General features: G+C 69.6%; 2 protein-coding genes. One reads left to right on the top strand and one right to left on the bottom strand.

Annotation, left to right across the window (positions count from 1 at the left end; translation table 11 throughout):
• Positions 1-380 (top strand): DUF5990 family protein (locus tag WB785_RS04145; protein ID WP_424077421.1); only part of this gene is annotated, 380 nt, incomplete at its 5' end.
• Between the two features lie 70 nt (positions 381-450).
• On the opposite strand, the gene WB785_RS04140 is transcribed toward WB785_RS04145, so the two are convergent.
• Positions 451-1,650: hypothetical protein (locus WB785_RS04140; RefSeq protein ID WP_424077420.1), on the bottom strand; the 1,200-nt coding region annotated here is incomplete at its 5' end.

The raw sequence follows: 1,650 nt of genomic DNA, 5'->3' as shown, positions 1-1,650 counted from the left end.
GGCCGGCCCTAGTCGTGCCGGGCGGCCGCTGGCTGGCGATCGAGCCGGTGCGCGGCGATGCGCCGTCGGCACGCTGGGAGGTACCGGTCACCGTGCGGCGCGGCGCGGACGGACTCGACTTCACCGGGCCGTTCGTGCGCGGCGACCGCACCGATCGTCACCTGGGTCTGGCCTGGGGCGACGTCCCAGGCGACGGGACGCTGCGCCTGTTCCGCGGCGCCAAGCTGCGCCTCGTCGACATCGACTCCCGCATCATCGAGCAAGCCAGCAGTCCGGGCCACCGGCTCGTCGCCCGGATCCGGCTGACCGACGCCAGGGGGAACCCGGTCTGTGCGCGGGTCCATCCTCCCGCTCTCACCTGGTCGGCAGTTCGCCAGTAGACGCGGATGTCCAGCGACCACGCGGGGATGGGCGGTCAGCGGGTCTGACCGCCCGTCCCCTCGGCCCGTATCAGTACTGGAAAGGCGCCAGCTGAGCACCGGCCGGGCCGAGTGTGTACCCGGTGGAGGTCCCTGGACTTACCTGGAGGTAGCTGCCCATGTCCAGCAGGAACACGTTGAAGAAGTTGAACTTCTCGATTCGCTTGACCAGGTTGCCGTTCTCGTCGAGCACGTCAACCGCTGACAGCGCGTTGTTGTTGGGCGTCGTGCCGAAGAAGTCCGGCGGCGTGACCTCCTGCATCAGGAACTGGTGATGCACCGGATCCGCGGCGGGATGCTGGTAGGTGCTGCCGCCGAAGTTCAGCGCGGTCCCCGTCTGGCCGGCGAGGTCGTAGAGCCCGAACGCGGTGTTCGACGGGATCAGCGCCTTGTGCGTGGTGGAATCTACCGCGATGCCGTCGGCGAAGAACGTGCTGACCGACGGGAACTGCGTCACCTGGCCGGTGTCCAGGTGCACGACGACGATCCGGCCGGGTGCGGTCGGGTTGAACGCGTCCACCACCGGGACCACGGCCTCGTCCGCCGAGGTGTCCTGGCCGATGCCGCCGGCGATCGACAGCGCATTCGGGTCGAGCGCCGGGGTCAGGTCGACCGGCCGGGTAAAGGTGCCCTTGGCGATCTGCGACGTCGATACGAGGAGCGTCGTGGACGACCCGCTCACCGCCGACAAGATCGCCGTGTCGGGCGAGTCCTGCTGGCTGGCGGCGCAGATCACCTCACCGAGGCTGGCCGGCGGCACCCACGTGCTGCCGGTGTCCGCGCCGGCCGCGACCGGATCGAGAACCCTGAAGTTGTCGGCACCGGTCACCGGGTCGAAGTCCTCATAGAGGCCGGTGTCGCCGGCGAACTGGCCAGGGCAGCCGCCGAACAGCGTCTGGTACTCGTCCCGCGACGACCGCACGACGTGAGTGATCTTGTTGTCGGACTGACGGAATGTCTCCACCGAGCCGAGCGTGGCCCCGGCCGCCGTCACCTGGTTGGAGGTGACGAAGCCGTCGGTGCCGTCGGTGTTGATCCCGTACCCGGCCGCCACGCTGCCGCCGTCGGACGGCCGGACGCCGTCCATGCTGACCGTGCTTACGCCGCTCGCCTCGCCGGTGACCACGCCGTGCCGGGTGGCCAGCACCCGGACCACCTGGTTCATCGTGGGATCCAGGCCGTAGTCGCCGGCCAGCGTGACGACACCGTGAGAGCCTGACACGCTCCGGTA

The organism is Mycobacterium sp. (assembly GCF_049585075.1).
Taxonomy (GTDB): domain Bacteria; phylum Actinomycetota; class Actinomycetes; order Mycobacteriales; family Mycobacteriaceae; genus Mycobacterium.
The sequence above is the reverse complement of the archived record's forward strand: the minus strand, read 5'-3'. Positions and strand labels throughout refer to the sequence as shown.